This window comes from Shewanella sp. T24-MNA-CIBAN-0130 (genome assembly GCF_040310185.1).
GTDB lineage: Bacteria > Pseudomonadota > Gammaproteobacteria > Enterobacterales > Shewanellaceae > Shewanella > Shewanella psychromarinicola.
Window position 1 is genome coordinate 38,481 of sequence record NZ_JBEOPP010000012.1, and the last position, 25,099, is coordinate 63,579.

Annotated in this window: 22 protein-coding genes and 1 riboswitch; of the genes, 16 read left to right on the top strand and 6 right to left on the bottom strand. The window is 41.9% G+C overall.

The genetic code is table 11. The features are described from left to right. Positions 1 to 61 precede the first annotated feature (61 nt). The gene (locus tag AAEZ02_RS07220) at positions 62 to 1,819 is read right to left on the bottom strand and encodes a M61 family metallopeptidase (RefSeq protein WP_124013763.1); all 1,758 of its coding nucleotides are present in this window, start codon (positions 1,817 to 1,819) and stop codon (positions 62 to 64) included. A 204-nt stretch (positions 1,820 to 2,023) separates the two neighbouring features. Here AAEZ02_RS07220 and hinT point away from each other — a divergent pair, with 204 nt between their 5' ends. From hinT to AAEZ02_RS07275, 11 genes are all read left to right on the top strand, one after another. Beyond that, positions 2,024 to 2,377, top strand: a complete 354-nt coding sequence (gene hinT / locus AAEZ02_RS07225; RefSeq protein WP_101034643.1) for a purine nucleoside phosphoramidase — start codon at positions 2,024 to 2,026, stop codon at positions 2,375 to 2,377. After that, positions 2,377 to 2,886, top strand: coding sequence for a PaaI family thioesterase (locus AAEZ02_RS07230; protein WP_124013762.1), 510 nt, complete (start codon positions 2,377 to 2,379; stop codon positions 2,884 to 2,886). Before hinT ends, AAEZ02_RS07230 begins: the two co-directional genes overlap by 1 nt. After that, positions 2,883 to 3,350, top strand: a complete 468-nt coding sequence (locus AAEZ02_RS07235; protein WP_124013761.1) for a PaaI family thioesterase — start codon at positions 2,883 to 2,885, stop codon at positions 3,348 to 3,350. Before AAEZ02_RS07230 ends, AAEZ02_RS07235 begins: the two co-directional genes overlap by 4 nt. 62 nt (positions 3,351 to 3,412) lie before the next feature. Continuing rightward, positions 3,413 to 3,805 carry a YcfL family putative periplasmic lipoprotein gene (locus AAEZ02_RS07240; RefSeq protein ID WP_101030709.1) on the top strand — a complete coding sequence of 131 codons (393 nt, stop codon included), beginning with the start codon at positions 3,413 to 3,415 and terminating at the stop codon, positions 3,803 to 3,805. Positions 3,806 to 3,930: 125 nt separating this feature from the next. Then, positions 3,931 to 4,038, top strand: a riboswitch (TPP riboswitch). Positions 4,039 to 4,095: 57 nt separating this feature from the next. Next, the gene (locus AAEZ02_RS07245; RefSeq protein ID WP_101030712.1) at positions 4,096 to 6,297 is read left to right on the top strand and encodes a TonB-dependent receptor; all 2,202 of its coding nucleotides are present in this window, start codon (positions 4,096 to 4,098) and stop codon (positions 6,295 to 6,297) included. 53 nt (positions 6,298 to 6,350) lie between these two features. Next, the gene (locus tag AAEZ02_RS07250) at positions 6,351 to 6,611 is read left to right on the top strand and encodes a hypothetical protein (RefSeq protein ID WP_101030715.1); all 261 of its coding nucleotides are present in this window, start codon (positions 6,351 to 6,353) and stop codon (positions 6,609 to 6,611) included. A gap of 5 nt (positions 6,612 to 6,616) precedes the next feature. Continuing rightward, positions 6,617 to 7,312, top strand: a complete 696-nt coding sequence (pnuC, locus tag AAEZ02_RS07255; protein ID WP_101030718.1) for a nicotinamide riboside transporter PnuC — start codon at positions 6,617 to 6,619, stop codon at positions 7,310 to 7,312. 36 nt (positions 7,313 to 7,348) lie between these two features. After that, the gene (locus AAEZ02_RS07260; protein ID WP_124013760.1) at positions 7,349 to 8,347 is read left to right on the top strand and encodes a phosphotransferase family protein; all 999 of its coding nucleotides are present in this window, start codon (positions 7,349 to 7,351) and stop codon (positions 8,345 to 8,347) included. A gap of 50 nt (positions 8,348 to 8,397) precedes the next feature. Then, complete coding sequence (locus AAEZ02_RS07265) at positions 8,398 to 9,243, top strand: DUF6279 family lipoprotein (RefSeq protein ID WP_101030726.1); 846 nt, start codon at positions 8,398 to 8,400, stop codon at positions 9,241 to 9,243. A gap of 92 nt (positions 9,244 to 9,335) precedes the next feature. Next, complete coding sequence (locus AAEZ02_RS07270; RefSeq protein WP_101030729.1) at positions 9,336 to 9,935, top strand: HvfX family Cu-binding RiPP maturation protein; 600 nt, start codon at positions 9,336 to 9,338, stop codon at positions 9,933 to 9,935. Between the two features lie 117 nt (positions 9,936 to 10,052). Continuing rightward, positions 10,053 to 10,601 carry an NAD(P)H nitroreductase gene (locus tag AAEZ02_RS07275; protein WP_101030734.1) on the top strand — a complete coding sequence of 183 codons (549 nt, stop codon included), beginning with the start codon at positions 10,053 to 10,055 and terminating at the stop codon, positions 10,599 to 10,601. Positions 10,602 to 10,681: 80 nt separating this feature from the next. Here AAEZ02_RS07275 and AAEZ02_RS07280 read toward each other — a convergent pair whose 3' ends face one another. Then, entirely contained in the window at positions 10,682 to 10,882 is a 201-nt protein-coding gene (locus AAEZ02_RS07280; protein WP_101030736.1) for a hypothetical protein, read from the bottom strand. 175 nt (positions 10,883 to 11,057) lie between these two features. After that, positions 11,058 to 11,774: a glutathione S-transferase gene (locus tag AAEZ02_RS07285; RefSeq protein ID WP_351122433.1), complete on the bottom strand. Its 717-nt coding sequence runs from the start codon at positions 11,772 to 11,774 to the stop codon at positions 11,058 to 11,060. Between the two features lie 248 nt (positions 11,775 to 12,022). Between AAEZ02_RS07285 and trhO the strand changes: the two genes are divergently transcribed. The 4 genes from trhO (at position 12,023) to AAEZ02_RS07305 (ending at position 16,897) form a co-directional block, all read left to right on the top strand. Next, complete coding sequence (gene trhO, locus AAEZ02_RS07290) at positions 12,023 to 13,030, top strand: oxygen-dependent tRNA uridine(34) hydroxylase TrhO (protein WP_101034644.1); 1,008 nt, start codon at positions 12,023 to 12,025, stop codon at positions 13,028 to 13,030. A 609-nt stretch (positions 13,031 to 13,639) separates the two neighbouring features. Then, positions 13,640 to 15,046, top strand: coding sequence for a molecular chaperone (gene yegD / locus AAEZ02_RS07295; protein WP_351122436.1), 1,407 nt, complete (start codon positions 13,640 to 13,642; stop codon positions 15,044 to 15,046). Positions 15,047 to 15,368: 322 nt separating this feature from the next. Then, entirely contained in the window at positions 15,369 to 15,836 is a 468-nt protein-coding gene (locus tag AAEZ02_RS07300) for a CreA family protein (protein WP_351122439.1), read from the top strand. Positions 15,837 to 16,357: 521 nt separating this feature from the next. Further along, positions 16,358 to 16,897, top strand: a complete 540-nt coding sequence (locus tag AAEZ02_RS07305; protein WP_101030748.1) for an N-acetyltransferase — start codon at positions 16,358 to 16,360, stop codon at positions 16,895 to 16,897. A gap of 888 nt (positions 16,898 to 17,785) precedes the next feature. Here the strand turns inward: AAEZ02_RS07305 and AAEZ02_RS07310 are convergent. Further along, on the bottom strand, positions 17,786 to 19,162 hold the full coding sequence (locus tag AAEZ02_RS07310; protein ID WP_101030751.1) for an L-serine ammonia-lyase: 1,377 nt from the start codon (positions 19,160 to 19,162) through the stop codon (positions 17,786 to 17,788). Between the two features lie 233 nt (positions 19,163 to 19,395). On the opposite strand from AAEZ02_RS07310, the gene nagZ reads away from it, so the two are divergent. After that, positions 19,396 to 20,421, top strand: a complete 1,026-nt coding sequence (gene nagZ / locus AAEZ02_RS07315; RefSeq protein ID WP_351122442.1) for a beta-N-acetylhexosaminidase — start codon at positions 19,396 to 19,398, stop codon at positions 20,419 to 20,421. A 128-nt stretch (positions 20,422 to 20,549) separates the two neighbouring features. Here the strand turns inward: nagZ and AAEZ02_RS07320 are convergent, their stop codons facing one another. Together AAEZ02_RS07320 and mfd are read right to left on the bottom strand one after the other, a co-directional pair. Beyond that, the gene (locus AAEZ02_RS07320) at positions 20,550 to 21,542 is read right to left on the bottom strand and encodes a peptidoglycan binding protein CsiV (protein WP_351122445.1); all 993 of its coding nucleotides are present in this window, start codon (positions 21,540 to 21,542) and stop codon (positions 20,550 to 20,552) included. Beyond that, the gene (gene mfd, locus AAEZ02_RS07325) at positions 21,532 to 25,068 is read right to left on the bottom strand and encodes a transcription-repair coupling factor (RefSeq protein ID WP_351122448.1); all 3,537 of its coding nucleotides are present in this window, start codon (positions 25,066 to 25,068) and stop codon (positions 21,532 to 21,534) included. The genes AAEZ02_RS07320 and mfd overlap by 11 nt, the downstream gene beginning before the upstream one ends. Positions 25,069 to 25,099: the final 31 nt, after the last annotated feature.

Here is a 25,099-nt window from a genome sequence, read left to right on the forward strand (position 1 = left end):
TTGATATCCTTTTTTTGTCAATGTTAGAACCGAATGCTCGGTGTTAACTAAACCTTCGGTGTTAACTAAACCATAGTGCCGTTTTATTCGGTTGCTCAATCGTGAGTGAAACTGTGTCTAAAGCGGCTGTACAAATGGGCAGTTGTCCTTGCATCAGTTCATCACGTCTAAACCAATGTAGCTTGAGTTGCTCGCCGATAGTCAAGCTTTGCAATTGCTGCTCAAATTGACTGGTCACTAACAAGTTATCGGCTGCAATCAATAAATCACCCGCACTTAAGCCCGCTTGGTGTGCTGGACTGTATTGGTTCACACTTAATACTTTTAAACCGAATGACTCTGCTTTTGTTTTAGCGCCAAAGCCAATATTAAAGCCTTTTGCATCACCGCCACCTAAATCCGCACTGCCTTCACTTGCACGAAGCGTCATGGTCACCCCAACTTGGGCCAGTAATTCTTTTAAGGGGATATCATGAGTGTTGTTTAAATAAGCAAATAAATCATCACATGGGCGATCCAGTATGGTTTCAACAATTCGTTGATGACTGAGCGGATCGGTACCAATTTCGGTTAAGCCATATTGTTGCCAAAGTTGACGCATTACATCATCTAAACTGTTACGCCCCTGAGTTTCAGTGCGAATGGTTAAATCTAAAAACAACCCAAAGAGCGCGCCTTTGGTGTAATAGCTGACAATGGCATTGGCGGCATTTTCATCTTGTTTATAAAACTTGGTCCATGCATTAAAACTTGATTGCTTTAAGGTTTGCTTAAAACGACCTTGACCTCGATATACGCGGGTCATAATTTGGCTAAGCAGGGTAAGGTAACCGGCTTGATCAATACAGTGAGACTTAAAGGTGATTAAATCATCGTAATATGAAGTAATGCCCTCATAAGCCCATAACTGTTCAGTGTAAGACTCTTGGGATAAATCAAACGGGGTAAATTCAGCTGGTTTAATGCGTTTGACATTCCATGAGTGGAAGTATTCATGGCTGCACAGTGATAAATAAGTGCGGTAGCCTTTATCTACTGGCGCATCTAATGACTGTGGTAAATCATTACGGGAACACATTAGCGCAGTTGACGCTTTATGTTCTAAGCCACCAAAACCATTATCCAACACAGTGGTCATAAACACATAGCGTTTAAAGGGCGCTGGAGTGCCAAACAGATTGATTTCGTATTCACAAATAGCGCTAAGATCTTTGGCTAAACGGGCCATGTTGGCTCGGTGTTTACCACTTAATACGATATCGTGGGGAACACCTGCTGCGAAAAATGTCTCGATGGTGAGTTCGCCCATTTCAACTGGATGATCGATTAAGTCATCATAGTTTTGTGCGCTAAAATCACCAAAGCCAAATTGATCACCTGTGGTTCTGGTCATGCTGGTGGCCAGAGTCCAATGAGCCAATTCTGTGAGTGCCGGCTTAGCAATAGTGACGCTATGGGGTTGTGGCTCAAGCCCTTTTGCCGCTAAAAACACACTGCTGCCATTAAAGAAACCGTGGTTGGTGTCAAGATGAGCCGTTCTAACGGATAAATCCCAAGCGTAGATTTGGTAACATAAGCTAATATCACTACCTTGGTTGTTTAATTGCCAAGTTTGCTTATCTAATTGAGTGACACTCAGCGGTAGTTGGTTTTCTTTGGCATCGATGTTAATGATATTTTTAGCAAAATCTCGGATCATGTAGCTGCCAGGTAACCATGCCGGTAAATAGAAAACTTGAAATGGGTTTGCGCATGTTAGCGTTAGGGTGACTTCAAATAGGTGTGCTTTGGGATCGATCGCATGAATATGGTAATGCATAAAGAATTCCGAATGAGTAGGTGAGTCACAATCAAAACGATTGAGCTATAATCTACAATGCTGCCAAAAATGCTGACGTTAAGCAAACGAATCGCATTTTGAGTAAAAGATTGGCTATAAACCTAGTTTTTACTGGAGTGATAGATCAAAGAGTTGATAGTATTATCAATAGCAACAATGCAGTTATTTAATGAGGGCACCCAAATGGCCGAAGAAACCATCTTTAGCAAAATTATTCGACGTGAAATTCCAGCTGATATTTTATATCAAGATGAGTTAGTCACTGCATTTCGGGATATTGCACCGCAAGCACCGACCCATATTCTCATCATTCCTAACCATTTAATCAGCACCACTAATGAGGTTAAAGCCTCTGATGAAAAAGCATTAGGGCGGATGATAACGGTTGCATCCAAACTTGCCGATGAAGCGGGGATTGCACAAGACGGTTATCGGTTAATCATGAATTGCAACAAACATGGTGGCCAAGAGGTTTATCATATTCATATGCATCTTTTGGGTGGTAAACCATTAGGCCCAATGCTGAGTTGTGGATAATGAAAATTAACAGTGATTTTTTTCCGTTAACCGAAGTCGCAAGGCGTTTTGTAAACCAATTAGCTCAATGTCGTCGTTTAGGATTAACCGTGCAAGAAGCCAGCGAGCATCATGTGCAGATTGAGTTGCCTTATAGCGAAGATATTATTGGTTATCCAGATACTGGGGTTATCCATGGCGGAGTGATCACCACACTCATTGATACCGCATGCGGCACTGCAGTTGTGTGCGCCATATTGAAAAAATACCAATCGTTAGAATTGTCACCGACGTTGGATTTACGGGTGGATTACATGAAACCTGCTGAACCTCATAAATCGGTTTATGCCTTTGCTGAATGTTACCGGCTCTCATCCACTGTGGCTTTTACCCGTGCGATTGCTTATCAAGACAGTATTGATGAACCTATCGCTCATGCTGTGGGTTCATTTATGCGCATCAGTCCTGAAATGGTCGGTGAAGCGTTTCGCCAAGCGTTAATGGGGAATTTACCTGAGGTTAAATCATGATTGATCAAACCAACGAAAGTACACCGGCGTGTTTAGATGTTCAAGATGTGGTGAAACGCGCCATTGAACTGAACGACTATAGTTATCTACTTGAAAAAGTGCCTTATTCTCAATTTATTGGTATGTCTGTGGCCCGTTTTGGTGATGAAATGGTATTTAGGCTACCGGCCAAAGATGACAATATTGGCAATCCTATTTTGCCCGCTATTCATGGCGGCGTCATTGCTGGGTTTATGGAAATGTCGGCGATTGTACAGTTGATGGTGTTTATGCAGGCCAAGAAAGTACCTAAAATTGTCGATTTCTCAATTGATTATTTACGCGCAGGTTTGCATCAAGATACCTTTGCTGAATGTAAAATTACCCGTCAAGGTCGTCGGGTGGCAAATGTAAGCATGAACTGCTGGCAAACCAACCGAAAGCAACTTATTGCCACAGCACGAGCTCATTTTTTATTGGATTAGCCATGCCTTAAATCTTTATTAAGCCACGGCTTTAATTGCATCGGTTTTGAGAGGGATATTGTATGAAACTAGCTTCATTATGGTTTATCGCGACAACATTGCTATTGAGTGCCTGCGCGCATAATACCGCGGGCATCGCAGTGGATTCTGCGGGGCAAGTGAGGGTTGATAACTCATCGTTTGCTAATGAGGTCGCTGTGGTGGATATTTCAGCTATTATGATCGCTGATTTAATTAAAGCTTCAGCCTTAATTCAAAGTCAATCGAGTACTGACTTGCGCCTACAATATAAATTCACTTGGTTTGATGCCAGTGGATTGACGGTTGAAGATGAAGCAAGCAGTTGGAAGTCGATTAAATTACATGGCAAGCAGCAGTTACAAGTCAGTGCGGTTGCCCCCAATGCGCAAGCGACACGATTTGAGATTTATGTGCGTGAAACCTTCTCTTATTAATATCATCGCGACGTTATTGAAGAGGTTTACGTGATGTGACCAAGCCTGGTAGTTAATAAATTGCATCGTTACGTTATCAAATTATATTTTTGCGAGTGTAATCATACAGGAGTTAGTTTATAATCGTGATCGCCAAGGGGTGTTCAGTAAAACCTGAACTGAGATGTCTGTATGACAAACCCTTAGAACCTGATCCGGCTTATACCGGCGTAGGAATGGGCCACACTATCGTTAGGTGCACCTCTTATTCTCTACTCTTGCCGGATCTCAAAATAATCATTTGAGGTCCTATGTTCACGATAAATCCTACTACGTTACACCAGACACCCATAGCATTAGCTGTTTTTGCAGCGTTAAGCTCGCCGATTGTTATGGCTAAAACTGCTGATATCGAAAGCGTCACCCCCGAATATGAAAAAATGGAAGTCATTATTGTTAATGCTGATTTTAGTAATATCAGTCTTGATAAAATGCCCTCTAGCGTGACCGTCATTGACGCTCAACAACTTGAAGATGAAGGCGCACAACATTTCGAAGATGTGCTTAACTCTATCGCTAACTTTAATTGGTCCGGCGGCAGCTCTCGTCCTAAATATTTTCAAATTCGCGGCGTTGGTGAGCAAGAACAATATCAAGGCGCACCTAACTCATCAGTTGGTTTTGTGGTCGATGACATCGACTTATCTGGCCTTGGTATGGTGTCGAGCATGTACGACATGCAGCAGGTGGAAGTCTTACGTGGTCCACAAGGCACCCAATATGGTGCCAACGCGTTAGCCGGATTAATTTACTTAAAAAGCAATGACCCCACTGAATCGTTTGAGCATGGTGCAAAAGTCAGCTTAGGTGATGATAATCTTGCTACTCTTTCTGGTTTCAGCTCCGGTCCGCTAAATGATTCAGGCAAATTGCTCTATCGAGTATCGTTAGAGCAACATAACCAAAACGGCTACCGTGACAACCTTTATCTTAATCGCGACGATACCAATGAACGTGACGAGTTAACTGCCAGAGCTAAATTACGTTGGTATGCTACTGACGATCTGCAAGTTGATTTAACCTTGTTACATGCAAATTTTGATAATGGCTATGATGTGTGGACATTGGATAATAATCGCAGCAACACCTTAACCGACCAACCCGGTATCGATACCCAAAAAACCACAGGGGCTGGGATTAAGTTTATTTATACTGGTGTGCAAACATTTGACTTCACCTCGTTAACCTCATTCGCGCAAACCAACCACCATAATGGTTATGATGGCGATTGGGCTAATTCCGATTATTGGGCAAGTAAAGCTTGTACGGCTTATGATGCCGATGGTGTCGTTAATGGTACCGAACCTTGTGTTTATGATTATACCTGGGATAAAGAGGGTGACCGCAAAACCTTAACTCAAGAGTTTCGTCTATCGTCAAAAAATGGCGGACGAATTTGGGCAGATAGCACCGACTGGTTAGTGGGTGTGTATGCGATGAATTTGAAAGAAGATAATGACTTATATTCAGAATACAACACTTATCCAGATGAAGTGCTGCAGTCAAGTTACGATGCGACCAACTATGCAGTATTTGGTCAGTTAGACAGTCATTTAGGCGATGATTATTTATTGTCTACAGGATTACGATTAGAGCGTCGTGATAGTGATTACAGTGACAGTAATAAGGATGGTTTTGCCCCGTCAGAAGATATGTGGGGGGGCCATATTGCATTATCAAAAGTTATTAATGCGGATCATAATGCCTATGTTCGTATCGCCCGGGGTTATAAAGCGGGTGGATTTAATATGACATTACCTGCCCAATTGTCTGACAAGAAAGAGTTCGATACTGAGATCCTATATAACTATGAAGTGGGTTTAAAGTCGAGTTGGTTTGACGGTGAAGTCGATTCTACAGTGGCGCTATTTTATATGGATCGCCAAGATCAACAAGTGGCTGCGTCTTTACAAGACCCTGATAGCCCGCAGCGATTTATTCTTTTTACCGAAAACGCTGGCAGTTCAAAAAACTACGGCGCAGAGCTTGATGCAAAATGGTACTTAACTGAAAATATTGAATTTTATGGTAGCTTTGGTTGGTTGGAAACCGAATATGGCCAATATCAATACAGTGATAAATACGGTTCTACCATTGATTTGTCGGGTCGTGAACTGGCCCATTCTCCTAATGTCACTTACAGTGCGGGCATGACGTATGTCGCTGACTCTGGTTGGTTCGCCAACGTTAATGCCAGTGGTAAAAGCCAGTTTTATTATTCGGACAGCAATGAGTCCCAGTCAGAAGCCTATACCATTTATAACGCACGTCTAGGTTATGAAACGCCGACGTGGTCAGCTTATTTATGGGGCCGCAATTTGTTTGATGAACAATATGGCGTGCGTGGTTTTTACTTTGGCAACGAGCCAGATCAAGACTGGGCAGACAAGCAATACATTCGTTATGGTGATCCGCGCCAATTAGGTGTGACACTAGAAATCCAATTTATGTAATAGCTTATAGCCGCTGTAACCTCGGTTGTAGTGGTTTTTATTAAGGAATAGCAATGAAGTTAACTGCAGAAATCAGCATGTATCCGTTTAATGAAAATTATCTCGATCCGATCCAATGGTTTATCGGCAGAGTGGATAGTTATGACAATATTCAACGAGTCACTAATGCGATGGCAACACAAGTGTGTGGTGAGTATGGCGATGTTATGTCGATGCTAGCCGTTGAAATGCAGGCCGCTCACCAAAAATGGGGCAAGGCCGTTTTTGTGTGTAAATTTATTGGTGGTGAGCTCAACCTTGCTCATAGCGAATAACCACAATGAGTGAGTTACTCTCAACAATACAGCAAGTTTTAGGAGAGGCGTCATTAATGACGTTCTGGGAAGCCATTGCCGTTATGCTGGCACTGGCTTACTTAATTCTTGCTATGCGGACCAATATTTGGTGTTGGTCTGCGGCATTTATTAGCACCGCCATTTATACGGTATTGTTTTGGAATGTGTCTTTGTTAATGGAGTCGGTACTCAATATCTATTATATGGGCATGGCGGTGTATGGTTATTGGCTGTGGTTACATGTGCCGTCCTCGCAGCAGCGAAATCAGCATAATAGTGCTCAGCACAATATAGAGAGCCATCAACTTAACATTACCAGTTGGTCGTGGAGTACTCATGCTGTTGTCATCGGCGTCACATCTTTGGTGTCTTTACTGGTGGGGTATGTTATGGCTAATCATACCTCTGCAGCATTTCCCTATATCGACGCGGCAACCACTTGTTTTGCGGTAGTGACAACCTATTTAGTGGCAAAAAAAGTACTGGAGAATTGGCTCTATTGGGTCGTCATTGATTTTGTGTCTATTTACCTTTATTTCCAAAAAGGCTTGATGTTGACATCAGGTCTGTTTGTTTTATACGTCGCGATGGCGGTTGGGGGTTACATTATGTGGCGCAAGAAATATTATCATCATATTATACAGCAAGATAACGTTGCCCAAGACGTGGTTGGTGTATAGCCAATAACAATACAATCTCCCTAGAGTAAATATTTGATGTCCCAACCCTTGTTATCGCTACCTAACAATGTGCTTGAAATGATGCAACAAATGATGCCAGTAGCATTGTTTCACAGACTCAACGCACAATGTACTGCAATATCGTTCCTCAACACCGGGATCAGCAATGTTAACATTAAGTTATCTTGCGATGACGGCGATAAGGTATTGAGAGTTAATCAACCCCACAGTACTTGGTGCGATAGGGCGCTTGAAGTCGAATGTTGGCAAGCCGCGATGGCTGCTAACATTGCACCTGCATTAATTTGGGTCAGTGATGATAAAAAAGTGTATTTAAGTGAGTTTATTGATCAACCCGACATAGACTGGTCGATATTTTCCGCAATGCACAGTAATGCATCTATCCAGCAGGAAACAAATAAACCTGTTTTAGCCGTTGATGCTGTCCCTTTGTTAAGCGCATTATTGAGTAAACTTAGTGCGTTACCAGTGCCTCGTACCAGTATTACCGTGAGTGTGCAATGGCAACAATATGTGCATCAATTAGATTCTTTAAGTACCACGCAAACCGAACCACAATGGCATCATGCTTGGCAGCAATTGTTACGCTTAAATGGATTTGTTCAGCATTGGTTATCGCAGTTAGAAGCGTGTGTTTTGTTGCCCGTTTTTTGTCATCGAGATTTAACCCCGCACAATTTACTTCTTGGCGGCAGCGTATCGCATCAGCTATTAAGCATTGATTATGAATATGCGGTGGCCAGTCATCCGTTATTCGATTTAGCCAGCGTGATAGCCAGTCATCAACTATCGACAACCCAAGTGAGTCAATTAATTGATAACGTGATTATCCAATATTGCCAAATATCGAGCCTCACAGATGTTGCGGCGGCTAAAGCTGCGTTACCTGCTGCAATAAATTGTTTTTGGTTATTCTCAGCGATGTGGGCATTATTAATGGCAGCTAAAGAACCGCACAAATCTACACAATACTTACAATACTTTACAAAGTATTTTACATTAATTACTTGCTAATATGCTCTGATAAAGTACAAATAAGGTAAATTTCGATAAGGGAATTATCTGTGTCTAAAAAATTGATTGTCCTACTGTTAAGTAGCCTATTATTTGTCGGCTGTTCCACTAAAATAAGCTATTTCTTTTTGGATTGGGCGATAGAGTGGGAGGTTGAAGAATACGTAGACTTAACCTCAGAGCAGCAAGACAAATTTGATATTATTATTGAATCGTTTTTAGTCTGGCATCGCCAACAAGAATTACCCCGTTATCGTGATCAACTGTCTTTATTATCGACATTAACGAATCAACAAACCATGACCCCAGAGCTATGGCTTAAACAAGTGTCAATGGCGAAGGCCCATTGGTCCAGAATTTTCGATTTTGTTATGCCTGATCTGTTACCTATTTTGGCGAGCTTATCTGATGAACAAGTTGATCAGGTACTGACGCAGCTAAAAAAAGAACAAAAAGAATTAATCGAAGAATACGCCGGCAAAGATAAAGCCGAGTTGATAATCGACTCAGATAAAAGAATCGCAAAAAAATTATCAGAATGGACCGGTGATATAACCGATGCGCAAAAAGACATCATTCATCAAGCCAATACGCAACGTTTAGCGACCTTGGATATGTGGCTAGAGTATCGCCATGAATGGTTGAGTCAATTTGAACAAGCGATGAAACGCCGTCAGCAAACTGATTATTTTACCCAACAAATGAAATTATTAATGATCTCGCCAGATGAACTTAAATCTGAGGTGTATCGCGATAATGTTACCGAAAACACCCGTAAATTTGGTTCAATGTTAATTGCGCTTAATCAAACGTTTAGTCAAAAACAACGTAAGCACTTCGACAAAAAATTAGCAGAATTAGTAGAAGATTTAACTGAATTACACTTAGACAAATAATACATATTTATAGCTGTTAATCGCATAAGCTGAAATGTTTTTAATCTTCAGCGGGTCTATTACTACAACAACGATTTCAGCCTAGGTTATTTATGCAGACACTAAGTAGATTATATCAACAGTTTTTAAATGTGATTAAACATACAGAAGGCTTTGCTCCATTAGCGTTAAGGATTTATTTAGCACCAGTGTTAATGCAGGCTGGTTACAACAAATTATCACATTTTGAAGACACAGCCGCTTGGTTTGGTAATCCAGATTGGGGGTTAGGCTTACCGATGCCAGAAGTGATGACTGCTCTGGCTGCAGGCACAGAGTTGTTTGGTGGTTTTTTACTGTTAATTGGTTTGGCGACACGTATTGTGGCACTGCCGATGATGGCAACCATGGTGGTAGCCGCTTTTGCGGTGCACTTACCTAATGGCTGGTTAGCTATTGCCGATGCAAGTTCGTGGTTAGCCAATGAGCAAGTGTTGGCTTCAGCGGAAAAACTGTCTGCAGCAAAAGCGATTTTACAACAGCATGGTAATTATGAATGGTTAACCAGTTCAGGTAATTTCGTTATTCTCAATAATGGTATTGAGTTTGCCATTACCTACTTGATCATGCTATTTGCCATCTTTGCGCTGGGCGGCGGTCGTTACACCAGTGTCGATTATTTTATTTCTCGTCGTTATTTAAACAATACTTAAGCGCTATTTTCCTCAACAGGTGTTAACACAGATGATGTAAAGTTTTGAAAATAACCCACCAATTAAGTGGGTTATTTGTTAACATTAGCATCAGAACTCATCTAGAAGGACCGTATCTTGGACGCAACACAACTGCTACTAACCCGCCAATCAACTCCACGTCTTATTGCCCCTGCGCCGAATGCTGAGCAACTTACATTGTTACTCGATTCTGCAGCAAGAGTACCCGACCATGGTGCCTTGACCCCATGGGAGTTTATTATCGCAATCGATGAAGGTTTGGCTAAACTGGCGAATATTTTTGTTGATGCAGCTAAAAAAAAGGGTGCAGATGATGCTTTTTTAGCTAAAGTTGGCAATATGCCTTATCGCGCACCTATGGTGATTACTGTGGTCGCTAAAACGCAAGCACATAATAACGTTCCCGCTTTAGAGCAGCACATTGCAGCCGGTTGTGCGACGATGGCCATGCAGCAAGCTGCATTTTCGATTGGGCTTGGTGCAGTATGGCGTACAGGCGATTTTGCTTTTGATGCTAATGTTCATCAACAATTAGGTTTGTCGGCACAAGACCAAATAGTGGGCTTTTTATATGTAGGCACACCAGCGGTAACGGCGCCAACAAAGCCATTAAAAAATGGACGCCAATTCGCTCGCTATTTATAAGCGGGAGTAACAGATAATATAAGCCTTAATTTAGCCACGTGGCTCGCTGATGCTGGGATGGTTAAATAGGGCTAGGGCGTCTATTCGTAGAATTCAAGTGGGATTATGTTCTGATAAACATAATAGCCTAATGGTCCCATCAATAAACTGAGCATCGACCAGACAAAACGTTGAGCATTTCCGATAGGTGCTTTCGACATTAAGGCTCGATAGCAAAAGTGAATATGTAAAATTAGTAATGCGATAAGCATTATGACTAACGTAATATCCATATTATCCATGTCATGTTCCTTTGCGTTCTAGCAATGACTTATTTAAGTGTAAACTTAAAATCTCAATTTGCAGTAAAAATAATAGTAATCCATGTTATTAAACGGCTATTCACTGCTAACATCTTTAATCTACTTTAAAAATTAACGGATTAATAGTCTGTAAACTACTAAATATTAATAATTTTTAATTGTTGCACAAAGGTATTAGTTGTCCATCATCATTTATTGAATGTTTGAGCTGAATCCCATTTCGTTGGGGTAACCACAATGGATATTTGTGCATGGTCACGTTAAATAACGGACTATTCATTAGCGTTGTTAACCAAACTCTCACTTTAGGGGATTGGTTGTTGTTAAACCATATCGGCTCAACATTAGCAAATTGGCGAATAAATGGAAAAATAGCAAAGTCAGCTAATGTGACGGTATCTGTGCATAAAAACCGATGTTGATTTAAGCAGGTTTCTAGACGTTGTATAAAGTTTTCTGCTTGTTGTCGATACCAGAGTTGACCGTATTCGGGGTATCTGTCGGCATACTTATATTTATCTAACCAGGGTTTAAATTCATTATCGTTAGCATTAATGAGCGATTCTGTTGCTGGCTTATCTAACCAATATTGCAGTGACTGATACTCGGCTGGGGTTAAGTAGTTGGTTTCAGGTGCTGGGTGCTCAGTTAATGCAAAGCGCATAATATCAATACTTTCACTGATCACTTGGTTATCTGTCGTGACAAGTACTGGTACTGTGCCTTTGGCCGAAATGGCTAACATCTCTGCGGGTTTATGTTTAAGTTCAATTTCACGCACTAACGGATTAAGTTGGCTCAAATGAAGGCTAATACGTGCCCGCATGGCATAAGGACAGCGACGAAAGGTGTACAAAATAGCAGAATTCATTAGGGATCATATCAAATTAAGTCTGGCTAATAGAGTAACGCTTTTAAGGCCTGAATCCCAAAATAAAATGCTCACAACAAAGCAAAAAAGGTGCGTCGGATTGTTTTAGTATTTTTTTGAGTTTGACTTAGGTATACTTGCGGCCGTTTTTTTGAGTCTGTGCACAGTGTGCCGGCTATATTATATGCACTGGAAATTAAGTTCCAGCCAGCGGAGTTTCAACAGTTATGCAAGAAGCTAAACAAGACATGATCCAACAAACGTCTCAACCCCAAATTGCCGTATGCGCATTATATAAATTTGTCGCCTTACCTCATTTCGAGGCTGTTCGTCAGCCATTGCTCACAGTCATGGAACAAAACGACATCAAAGGTACCTTGTTACTTGCCCAAGAAGGGATCAATGGCACTGTTGCTGGCACCCAATCCGCCATTGAGAATTTATTGGTCTGGTTAGACACACAACCAGGTTTAAATAACATCGTCACCAAGCTGTCTTTTGATGATGAAATGCCATTTTATCGTACTAAAGTAAAACTTAAAAAAGAAATTGTGACTATGGGTGTTCAAGGTATAGACCCGCGTAAAGTCGTTGGCACTTATGTTAAGCCCAAAGACTGGAATGCACTGATTTCAGATCCTGAAGTGGTATTGGTTGATACCCGTAATGATTATGAAGTGAAGATTGGTACCTTTAAAAATGCGCTTAATCCCGTAACCGAGACTTTCCGTGAGTTCCCTGAATACGTCAAACAAAACTTAGATCCTGGCAAGCATAAAAAAGTGGCTATGTTTTGTACCGGTGGTATTCGTTGTGAGAAATCAACCGCTTATTTAAAAGAGCAGGGCTTTGATGAGGTGTATCATCTTGAAGGTGGCATTTTAAAATATCTTGAAGAGGTGGATCAACAGCAAAGCTTATGGGAAGGTGAATGCTTTGTGTTTGACAACCGTGTGGCCGTTAATCACAGCCTTGAAAAAGGCCAATACGATCAGTGTAATGCTTGTCGTATGCCAATAACGGAAGCCGAAAAGCAATCTGAAGCTTATGTTCAAGGTGTGAGTTGCCCTCATTGCATCGATAATATTCCTCAAGAACAACGTCAGCGATTTATTGAGCGTGAGCGTCAAGTGCAATTAGCTAAGCAACGCGGTGAAGCGCATATTGGCAGTGATGTAAAGCAAGTCATTGATGCACGTCGTCAGCAAAAAGAAGCTCAGCGTAAAACACAAGAAAAAGCCAACAGCAAAGGTTAACTTGATGAGTTAACTCATTAGCAGCAAAAAACCCATCAGGACACGATGGGTTTTTTCGTTTTTGGTGAAGTGAGAGCGGCATTAACATCGTAATCAATTTGCAACCGCGGCAGTTTTTTTGCTCTTGGGCTAAGCCATTGCATGATAAATCATTCTCTAATGGTTGATTATTGACTAACGCTAACGTCACGGTTTATTTATCCACCATCAATTTGATAGGGTCAACACTTACCGAACCGGCTTGAGTTAAGCACAATAGCGGATCTAAATATGACTAAAAAATCCACGGCACATGTTTATCGTTGGCTTAGTGTAACCCTTGCCTTAAATGATAACCAAGATATCGCGATGTCGGAAATAAGATTATTTTTAGCTGCCGATGCCATTTAATCTGCTAGAACATTGGTATGCAACATATTGAATAAACGATATTTAACTAAAATTATTACTGGGGAGATATGCTGTAAAGCTTATATTATGAGGTTTTTACGCCTGAATGAGTTATTCCTCAATGTGTCCCCTTGGATAAAACACGATAAATGGTTCAGCTAAGATGATTATTATGTTATTTTGGGCGCTTTTTTAAATTGAACGACTGAAGGTAAGCCAATGTTTGTTGGATTTGATTACGGCAGTGCTAACTGTGCGATAGGGGTGATGGTTGATAATACGGTGGCATTATTGCCATTATCAGCGCACTCAGATTTTATGCCGTCAACCTTGTACGCGATGGATCGCGAGCTGATCGCTGAAGCAGTGTATTGGGGCTTACCTGAAAATTTACAAGCGCAGTATTCTCATTTGCGCAGTTCGCAATTAATGCGAGCAAAACAAATGCGCCATGAACTTGATTTGTCGCCTAATGAACAAGCCGTGTTTGTTGGTCAAGCTGCGATTGATGCCTATTTAGACATGCCTGAAGAAGGTTTTTATGTCCGTTCGCCAAAATCCTTTTTAGGCGCCAATGGCCTGCGAGCAGAGCAGATTGCCTTATTTGAAGACATAGTTACCTTGATGATGATGCATGTTAAAACCCTAGCCGATAAGGCATTAAACGCCAAATCGCTTACGTCTGCTAGCCATGCCGTGATAGGTCGACCGGTTAATTTTCAAGGTATAGGTGGAGAAGACAATAACCTGCAAGCGGAAGCCATTTTACGCCTTGCCGCAATTCGCTCTGGCTTCACTGATGTGAGGTTTTTATTTGAACCATTAGCCGCTGGCATGGACTTTGAGTCAAATCTTAACCATGACAATACCGTTTTAGTGGTTGATGTGGGCGGCGGTACGACAGACTGTTCTGTGGTGAAAATGGGTCCATCATACATTGCGCAACAAGATCGAAGCCTAGACTGCTTTGGCCATTCTGGCCAACGCATCGGTGGCAACGATTTAGATATTGCGCTTGCGATGAGCGGATTGATGCCAAGCTTTGGGGCAGACACGTTAATGATTAACGGTAAACCTATGCCAAGAACCCCTTTTTGGAACGCGGTTGCCGTCAATGATATTAGTGCTCAGCGTGACTTTGTTAGTTTACCTTCCCGTAAGCTCGTCGAGCAGTTAATAAAAGAAGCACAACAACCAGACTTATTAGTTCGTTTACAAAAAGTACAAAAAAATCAAATGAGTTATCAAGTTGTACGCCAAGCTGAAGCCGCTAAAATCAGTTTGTCGGACAATGAGACTATTCAATGTTCATTAGATTTTATTGAAAAAGAGCTGTTTGTACCATTAACGGCAGCGCAGTTTGAGCAAGCTATCAATGAATCTTTAGCTAAAGTTGAAGCGTTAATGAAACAAGCCATGAAAACGGCTATCACTAAAGCGGAGCAACAAAATTGCGATATGCCAACCACTCCTGATATTGTGTATGTAACAGGCGGTACGGCGCGTAGCCCGGCCATATACGATAAAATTGCTAGTGTGTATCCCAATGCCAAAGTGGTGGTAGGCGATCATTTTGGCTCGGTAACTGCGGGCTTAACACGTTGTGCTCAAAGTGCATTTAACTAAGTCAAAGTGCAGTTAACGCATAAAGGTTGACCATTATGCTAAAAAAGAGAATGTTAACAAGCATACTGAGTCAGCAACGAGCTTGGTCAATAGGTTACAATGATAACCATAATGCCGAACGCAATATGAACTAGCATGTTGCTCAGCGGTGGTGGCGCTGATATCGGCAAAGTCAGTTTAGGCCTATTTATCATGAAAGGTATTTCATGAAAAGAATATTATTAAAGACATACCATTAATGTATGCCCTTAATTGCCTAACAACATTTTTTAAACCAGCCTCTTTTGACGATAATTAACTTCCAATGTTACAAGGTTTACTGATGAAAAAAATACTCACTGCGTTATGTTTAACGGCACTTCTTACTGCTTGTTCTGACAACGAAGTAGGTGATGTTTCACTTGGAATGTTTACTACGCAAGATATAAAATTAAACATTTTAAAGGATGATATTGCCTCTGGTGTAACGTGTCACATCGCCTCAATAGAAGAAAACCTGAGTTTTTCAGATCCAAGTGATAGCTCTATCTCTTGCAGGCAAACAGGGGAAATCACCAAAGATATGATTGCACAAATAGATAAGAGTAAATCAGGTGAAGTGGTATTTAAAAAATCAAAAAGTATCTTTTTCAAAACGATGAAAATTAGAAGAATATTTGATGCTGACAATCAAACGTTAATGTATGTATCTTACTCTACTAAAGAAACATCAGGAAGTTTCAAACACAGCCTTTCGACTGTTCCACTCTGGGGAACCAAGGCATATGTTGAGCCAACACCTGCTCAATAATGACAAGGGCGGCCCTCAGGCTCAGGGCGCTTGCACGGATTATCTGCTGTCCCGTCATACTGAAGGTGGCATGGGAAGATGCACGGGAAGAGGCATGGAAAGAACCTATTAATTCAGTGGATTGAGTCAGCTAATGTTGATATTTAACCTGCAATGCAAAATAATTATATAGCTGGTTTGTAGCGATAATATTAAGCAGAGGTTTATTAAATATCATATTTCGTCTGGGTAATATGGCAACAATATAAACTCATTTATGGTTTACTCTGCACGATCAAGAGACCGCCATCTTATCGTTAACTCAAAAATCCATGGTATTGCTTCACCTGCGGTTAATGGTGTTGAATAATAAAATTGCTGTAAACGGCACAAAATACTTGTGAAGGCTTAGCATTATTATTCTAAGTAATTTCTGTCCACAAATGGGTTAGGGGGCTTAACCCATTTTTCGCTCTCTATTTACATAAAAGTAAGTTCACAGGCCGATTTTAACTAACTTACGAAGATTCAAAGGGTTATTAATGCTTAGATTTGAACACTGTAATGTCAAAACTTGTACTAATGAATTACTCGCCTTGGGTCAGGGCGACATGAAAATGTGGTACATTTTTGATTGGTTAGATAAACACGAGGAATTACAAAACGGGACTCAAGCAGAAATAATTAAACTTTATGTAAATGATGAATTGGTAGGGTACAGTCTTTTTGAAAACTTTGAAGCCCGTGCTGACAAAAACACTTGTCATCAAGGTGTGACCTATAAAGAGTTGGGTATTATTCACTTCGTAACAGTCATAGAGCATCGTAATAAAGGTTATGCTACGTTGTTGGCCAATGCTTTGTATAAAAATATTATTGAACCAATGTTGGCACGTTATAATGATTTTCATGTTTACGTCATAGCGACTGGTCGAGCTGTCCCATTAATGGAACGGACTGATATCCCTTCAAAATACCTAATCAAGCAATTTTATTCCGATTTATCGTTTAAAGAGAAAGTGGTCAATTACCTAAGAAAACAAGAACAAAATGCATTGAATGCAGTTCCTTGTGAAATTTAAAATAAAAAGCTAACAAGTTAATCTAAACTCACCATACTTATCATAATGCGAATAGTGAGTGTTAGAGCTTAGGCACTCACACGCTTCTGTTCAGAAATGTACCACGGTGCGTAAATCATTTCTGCCCCAAAATAAGTCAGCTAATTAGATTTGAGCTTTTCCTATTTAGCTTTCATCTATAGACAACTATGCGGCTAAATCGAAGAGAGTTAAATTACAGGTGTAGATGAGTCAGCGAGTATCCAAAACAGGGATGTTTTGGTTAAGCCCACAGGGATGCTGATTTTAAAATCAAGAGCTGGCGTCTCGCTTAATCATCTGCACTAAGGTCACTCTTTCACATCCCTGTGATCGCGACATTTACTACGTCCTGTAGCTCACATGCTGCAGGCAATAAGTTCAAATGAAGCTACGTTATAAATCAAGCTAAACCAATACCAAGTAAGCTGAGTTAATTAATACCTCAAACTCACTTTTGTCCAGAAATGCGTTACGTTCGATTGCAACCAGAAACCGTAATCGCATCTCAGCGAAGAACTCGATTGTCAAACGTTGGCTTGATGATGGGGGTGATAGGGTTGACGCAGTTTACAACCTTGTTGTCATTTTAATGATTTTCTACAATGGCAGAATGCGGTCTATAGTTCAATTCCGTTTACCGCTATTTTGTTCACCAAAAAAGGGTATCTATCAACTCGATAATAGTGCGCTACACTCTTTTGGTGGCTTGGATAATTGCGCACAGATATTGGTTAAATAGCAGGTTTAAAATAGTAGGGTTGAATGAGTCACTTAGTGAGCTTAAATTTTCATTTAATAGATACAAAAAAATGCCTGTTAGAGTGACTAACAGGCATTTCACATTACGCGATTAAATTAATGCGTTAATTAACACTCGACGATATTCACCGCAAGACCACCTTTCGCGGTTTCTTTGTATTTGCTGCGCATATCTTTACCGGTATCCATCATGGTTTTGATGACTTTATCCAGTGAGACTTTATGGTTACCATCGCCGCGAAGCGCCATACGTGATGCGTTAATCGCCTTTACTGCGCCCATAGCATTACGCTCAATACAAGGGACTTGTACTAAGCCGCCAACGGGATCACAGGTTAAGCCTAAGTTATGTTCCATGCCAATTTCAGCGGCGTTTTCAACATGTTCTACTGTTCCGCCCATAATTTCAGTCAACGCCCCTGCAGCCATTGAACAGGCTACGCCCACTTCGCCTTGACAGCCCACTTCAGCGCCAGAAATTGAGGCGTTTTTCTTGTACAAAATGCCAATAGCGGCTGCGGTTAATAAATAACGGCAACACACATCAATATCAACTTCTTGCACAAACTTGTCGTAGTAACACAATACAGCGGGGATAATCCCTGCTGCCCCGTTTGTTGGGGCTGTCACGACTCGATCGCCTGCAGCATTTTGCTCATTAACCGATAAGGCAAATAAATCAACCCAGTCCATTGCAGTCAGTGGGTCGATATTATTACGGCCTTCAGCTTTTAAACGGCGGTAAAGCGCAGGTGCGCGACGACGTAATTTTAGTCCACCAGGTAAAATACCTTCTTTCTGATAACCGCGTTCTACGCAGTTTTTCATCGTTTGCCAAATTTTCCACAAACCTTGTTTTACTTCATCTTCCGATGCAATACTCTGCTCGTTGGCCATCATTAAAGACGAAATACTTAAGCCATTGTCACAACAAAGTTGCAGTAATTGCAATGCACTATTGAAGTCATAAGGTGCTTGTTCAATGGGTGTCGCCGGAGAAGCATTGCGTTGAGTGATTTCATCTTCATCGAGAATAAAGCCGCCGCCAACAGAGTAATAGGTACGCTGGTAAATACATTCGCCTTTAGACAAGGCGAATAAGGTCATGGCATTGGCATGTGCAGGTAAGGTTTTGCGTCTGTGGAAGGTGACCCCTGCTTCACGGGTAAATGTCAACTGACGTCCATCTGCGAGGGTCAACTTTTGACTGGTCGATACTGTTTCTAAAATGGCATCGATAGCCTCGGTATCAACGGTTTCAGGGTCTTGACCCATTAAGCCTAAAACCACTGCTTTACCTGTACCGTGGCCTTTACCTGTTTGGCCTAGTGAGCCAAACAATTCTGTTCGTAATTCATCAATTTGATCCAATAAATTAATATCTGCGACATGCTGGATAAAAATTTTACCGGCCTTCATCGGGCCCACTGTATGTGAACTAGAGGGACCGATACCAATTTTGAACATGTCAAATACGCTAATCATGTGATTGAACCCTTGCTGAGTCGTTTATTGTTTTAGTTATAAGTGAGTATAATCGTCAAATGTAATGTTGGCGGTTTATCTCTTATTGTCACTAGAGTATCCCACAGATTAATCAATGACAGTTCATTAGATTTTTTTATGCATTATTTTCACATTAGCCAACCTTATACTTGATGTGTAATGTGACTTGATTAACTTGACGCAATAGTCAGCTGTATATTTAGGGGAAAGGTTTGAGCTATTTAATGATGGATCTTGCAGGTTTAACCATATCTGCGCTAGAAGCTGAGCAGTTACAGCATCCACAGGTGGGTGGGATTATACTCTTTAGTCGAAACTTTGAAAATAAAAGTCAATTAATTGAGCTGGTTAAGGATGTTCGCCATATTTGCCCTGGTTTATTAATTGCGGTTGATCATGAAGGTGGCCGGGTTCAGCGTTTTCGTGAGGGCTTTAGCTTAATACCTGCTATGGGTGATATTTTACCTGCAGCTAAAGGCGACTTAACATTAGCTAAACAATGGGCAAAAGAATGTGGTTTTCTAATGGCAATAGAGCTGTTGGCCTGTGATATAGATTTGAGTTTTGCACCTGTCTTAGACGTAAATGGTATAAGTGAAGTGATCGGTAAACGCAGTTTTAGTGCGCTTGCTGAGGAAGTTAGTGCATTGGCAGAACACTTTATTATCGGCATGAATGAGGCCGGTATGGCTGCTGTGGGTAAACATTTTCCGGGTCATGGCAGTGTTGCCGCCGATTCCCATGTTGCGATGCCTGTTGATCCGCGCAGTAAAGAGCAAGTGGAAGCTTTTGATATGCTCCCGTTTAAACAGCTTATAAGCCAAAAGCACCTGCAAGGCGTGATGCCAGCACATGTTGTTTATTCCAATATTGACCCCAACCCTGCTGGTTTTTCGACCTATTGGTTACAGACTATTTTACGCCAACAATTAGGATTTGATGGGGTGATTTTTTCTGATGATTTAGGCATGAAAGGCGCTAGTTTTGCTGGTGATTACCTTGGACGAGCTAAAGCGGCATTGGATGCTGGCTGTGACATGATTTTGGTGTGCAATGATCCGGTTGGCGTTAACGCCCTATTAACGGAGTTTGATTGGCCCATGGCTGAGCCTACACATACCGCATTATCGCTAACAGGTAATAGCGCGCAAACCTTACAGGCACTTGAGCAGCAAACTCGTTGGCAAACCGCGCAGCAATTGGCGATCGATATCACTCGAATTGCACAGTTACCCTAGCATAATGAACTCGAGCACCATGAAGACTAGCAACCTGAGAAAAGGGTGTTAACCATAAAATAAGCTAGGCTATGAATCAAAAAACCGGATCATATGATCCGGTTTTTTAGTCTTGAGTCCGTCATGGATTAACCGGTATAAGGTAACGGTTGGCTAGCGGAAGAACGCTCTGTTAAATCAATAGGTTTAATATTAGTGGGTTGGGCCATTTTACGAATTTGCATCACAATACCCAGTTGCGGATGATCAAAGTAATGGATCTCACCACTGCGAACTCGACGGTTTTGGATCAGCGGAATGCTTTCTAAGTAAGGTGCCAGTTGTTTCTTACCTTCAATATCTAACGCTGCATACTCGTTAAATGCCAATGGACTCGATTCAACCATTTTCTGGGTGGGTTTACGCAAAGCCAAATTACTTTCAATATAAAGGTAATGACTGAGATAAATGTTAATCGAGCCGTCTAACTCCCATACGGGGTTAATCTTTGGCGCTTCATAAAAGTCACCTAAGGCACTTAAGTCTGTGCTAGGCATAGTTTCTGTTTGAGATGGTTTTTTGACACTTAAGCCATGATATTCAAAACTTTTTGAGAAATCCTTACCGCCATAAATACGTATTGGCTTAGCACGTCGGCGAGACTGCATATTTTGTTGCCAGGTTAAATGTACTAGGCTTTTAACATAAGGCTCTCGTTGGATAGTTCGGATTATGTCACTAAATTTACTTTGGCTCTGAGCCAGCAGTAATGGTCCTTGACCTAAGTGAGCCGTTTGTGGCTTGCTTGCTGCGACATCAAAGGGCACTTGGCTTGGGTGCGTTGCCGTACTTTTACTGATGTTAGGATCATTACAGTTACTGGCGTCATTGGTCCAGTCGGTTGAAGTACAACCCTTTAAGCCAACTGAAACCCCAGTTATGTCGGTACTGATCACTGGAGTAATGATATCCACAGTGTCTTTGCTGAGTTTGGGCGGCGTGGCATTGAGCCATTTTTCAACTGATGGTTGTTGGCGTTCAAATACAAACACTTCAACTTCAAACCATGATTCTGCATGGGCTGACACGCTGTGGGATAGCGCTATGATAGCGGCGATAGCAATCGCAATTTTACGAAGCACTATTTGTCTCCAAAATTTGATGTTTAGCGAACTGTTCAAGCAAGGTGTTGATTAACTCAAGACGCTCTTTGCTTGTCTCAGCAGGAATGTTGAACTTTAACTTATTTGGCCCGTCCATTCGATAGATTTGTGGTTGGTTTTGCAACAAACCAATAATAAACATCGGATCGACGTGATTTTCCTGACCAAATTCGACGCTGCCACCCTTGGCGTGCATTTCAATTTTGGTAATACCCAGTGCTGTTGCTTGATGTTTGTACAGTGTCATCGCCATTAAATTGCGCGTGGGTTGAGGTAACATACCAAAGCGGTCAATAAATTCGACTTTAAGCTCATCAAGCATAGTGTCGCTTTCGCAGTTAGCGATACGCTTATATAATGATAAGCGCATATTGACATCACTGACGTAATCTTCTGGCAATAACGCCGGAATACGTAAATCAATTTCTGCTTTGGCGCTCATCATGTAGGCTAACGAAGGCTCTTTACCTTCTTTGAGGGCTTTTACGGCAGAGTCAAGCATTTCCATATACAAGCTGAAACCAATTTTTGAGATGTGGCCACTTTGTTCATCGCCCAGTAATTCACCCGCACCACGAATTTCTAAATCTTGGGTGGCCAGTAAAAAACCTGCGCCAAGATCTTCAAGCGCACTAATGGCTTCAAGACGTTTACGTGCATCAGAAGTCATACGCTTAGGATGTGGTGTCATCATATAAGCATAGGCTTGGTGGTGCGAGCGTCCAACCCGACCTCGAAGCTGGTGAAGCTGCGCTAAACCTAACATGTCGGCGCGGTCGATAATGATGGTATTGGCACTGGGCACATCGATACCCGTTTCAATAATGGTGGTACAGACCAGTACGTTAAAACGTTGATGATAAAAATCGGACATGACTTTTTCAAGATCGCGTTCGCGCATTTGCCCATGGGCTGCCACGACGCGGGCTTCTGGAATTAAGTCGCGAATGTTTTGCGCCGTTTTATCAATGGTTTCAACATTATTGTGTAGATAATACACTTGGCCGCCACGCAAAATTTCACGCAAGATAGCTTCTCGTGCAGTGGCTTTATCATATTCACGCACAAAGGTTTTTACGGCTAAACGTTTAGCCGGTGGGGTGGCGATAATGGATAAATCACGCATACCCGACATGGCCATATTTAAGGTCCGCGGGATAGGCGTGGCTGTGAGGGTTAAAATGTCGACATGGGCCCGTAGCGATTTAATCTTTTCTTTTTGACGTACACCAAAGCGGTGTTCTTCGTCGATAACCAATAAACCGAGGTTGTCGAAGTTAGCTTCTGATGACAGTAACTTATGGGTGCCGATAACAATATCAACTTTGCCTTCAGCGAGTTGCTGGACCACACTGCTTTGCTCTTTGGCGGTTCTAAAGCGTGACATCACTTCAATCACGATAGGCCAATCGGCAAAACGGTCTTTAAAATTTTCGTAGTGTTGTTGGGCAAGCAAGGTGGTTGGTACTAACACCACCACTTGTTTACCGGCATTAACCGCGACAAATGCTGCGCGCATGGCCACTTCGGTTTTACCAAAGCCAACATCACCACAGACTAAGCGGTCCATGGCTAACGGCGCTTGCATGTCTTCAAGCACCGCATGAATGGCGCTTTCTTGGTCGACAGTCTCTTCAAATGGGAAGCCTTGACTGAATTGGGCATATTCTTGTTCATCGATGCTCATTGCCTCGCCAGGACGTGCTTGGCGACGGGCGTAAACATCGAGCAGCTCCGCGGCCACATCTCTAATGCGCTCTATAGCTTTGTTCTTGGCTTTGGTCCACGTTTCGTTACCCAGCTTGTTGAGATGAGTATTACCGTCGCCACTGGCATTGTAGCGGCTGATAAGATGCAGTGATGACACTGGTACATACAGCTTGTCACCACCGGAATATTCCAGTTTTAAATATTCAGCGATTAAACCGCCGGTATCGAGGGTTTCTAATCCTTGGTATAACGCTACACCGTGTTCAAGATGCACAATAGGTTGGCCGACTTTAAGTTCAGCTAAATTTTTGACTAACACATCTGAGCTAACTTGCTTTTGTTTTTCGCGGCGGCGATGTTGCGAAATACGTTGACCAAACAGTTCGGTTTCACAAATGATACTCACAGCACCTTTTGCGGTGTCGGTTAGCACACAACCCCGCGCTAAAGGTGACACGATTAAGCCAATACTGTCTTTGGCGGCAAAGTAGTCGTTAAGATGAGCAAACTGTTTGGGGTTAATGCCAATCTTAGCAAACAAGTCTAACAAGGCTTCTCGGCGGCCTTCAGATTCAGCACTGAATAGGAGCTGTGGGTGTTGTTGACCATATTCTTGTAACGCAATCAGTGGCTGCTTTAATTTATGGTTGGCATTGATGTCGGGCAGCGTTTCAACGTTGGCGATAAGGGCCTGTGCTGGTAGGGCGACTTCTGCTAGCGGCTCACCGGCATTATTAGTGTCGGTGGCACTATATTGCTGCAGTAATTGAGTACGATTAAAGGATTTAAATGCCGCAAATAATTCATCATTAAGCAGGTAAAGCTCTTTGGGCGCCAACAAGGGTCTTAGTGGATCGACGCGTCGGTCTTCGTAGCGCACATTGACTTCATGCAAATGGGATAAGCTGGCTTTTTCAATATCGCCTATGGTGATGAGTTGACTGTTTTGTGGCAAGTAATCAAATAGGCTGGCAGTGTCATCGAAAAACAGCGGTAAATAGTTTTCAATGCCTGCAGGCATTAGATTACGACTGACAAGTTGATAAACCGATTCGGCTTCTTTTGAAATGATTTCAAAACGGCGACGATAGCGTTGCCTAAAGCCTTCAATGGCATGGCTGTCGGTCGGAAATTCTTTGGCTGGCAACATACGGATGGCATCACGTGCCATGCCTGAACGCTGAGTATCAACATCAAAAAAGCGGATTGATTCTACTTCATCATCAAACAGTTCTATGCGTAATGGTTGTGAAGAGCCAGTCGGGAAAATATCAATAATGGAGCCACGAATGGCAAACTCGCCATGTTCGTATACTTGGTCGACTAGATGATAACCTGTGTCAGTTAAATGTTGCCTAGCCTGTTGTAAGCCGTAAGTGTCGCCTTTTTTTAACACCATAACATTGGCGGTCATAAACGACTTTGGCGGTAATCGCACCATTAAGGTGTTTACTGGCACGATAACCACATTATGTTGGCTTTGATTGATATTGGCCAACGTTTCAAGTCGCTGTGAAATCAGGTCTTGATGTGGCGAGAAGCTATCGTAGGGCAAGGTTTCACGGTCGGGAAACAAACACACATTCACATTGATGTGGTTTAACAAATAACTCAGCTCCACCTCAAGTGACAAGGCGCTGGGCGTGTCATGGGTGACGATAATACTGGTGCCAGCATGGTTATTAATTAAATTGGCCAGGGTGATGGCTTGCGAGACCCCACCCAAGGTTGCCAAAGTTTGCGTTTGTTGGCCTTTTTTTACACTCGGCGGCGTGAGTACACTATATAAATTCATTAAAATCTTTTTCAGTTCCGTTTGCGATCAA